Origin of the sequence: Desulfofundulus thermobenzoicus, assembly GCF_009428905.1 — a bacterium.
In the GTDB taxonomy this organism is placed as follows: domain Bacteria; phylum Bacillota; class Desulfotomaculia; order Desulfotomaculales; family Desulfovirgulaceae; genus Desulfofundulus_A; species Desulfofundulus_A thermobenzoicus.
In genome coordinates this window covers 1-383 of sequence record NZ_WHYR01000274.1, presented here as the reverse complement: position 1 = coordinate 383, position 383 = coordinate 1, and the positions used below count along the sequence as shown (strand labels likewise).

Annotated in this window: 1 protein-coding gene; it reads right to left on the bottom strand. The window is 42.8% G+C overall.

The window, feature by feature from the left end:
- Positions 1 to 383 (bottom strand): polysaccharide biosynthesis protein (locus GFC01_RS18610; RefSeq protein ID WP_194175062.1); only part of this gene is annotated, 383 nt, incomplete at both ends.

The following is a 383-nucleotide window of genomic DNA, read 5'->3' as shown; positions in this document are numbered from 1 at the left end:
TTGAAAGGCAGGGTGCAAATGTGGTCTTGGTAAAATGGCATAAAATTGTTCATGTTCAAACAGTGCATCTGCTTCGTGCGGGAATGTGAGCTCCTCGTGAAGCTTTTCGCCAGGTCTTTTTCCGACTACAAGAACATCTGGAGATTGAGCATTGATTTGAGCGGCATATTCGTGAAACGCTTTTAAAAGATCGGCAAGCTGTAAGGACTCCATCTTGAGAATGAAGGTTTCGCCGCCTTTCATCATAATTGCTGCTTGAAGTGTGAGGGAAACAGCCTCTTCAATAGACATAAAAAAACGTGTCATATGAGGATCAGTCACGGTCAAAGGTTTTTCATTTAATAGCTGCTGGAGCATGATTGGAATAACGGAACCTCTAGATC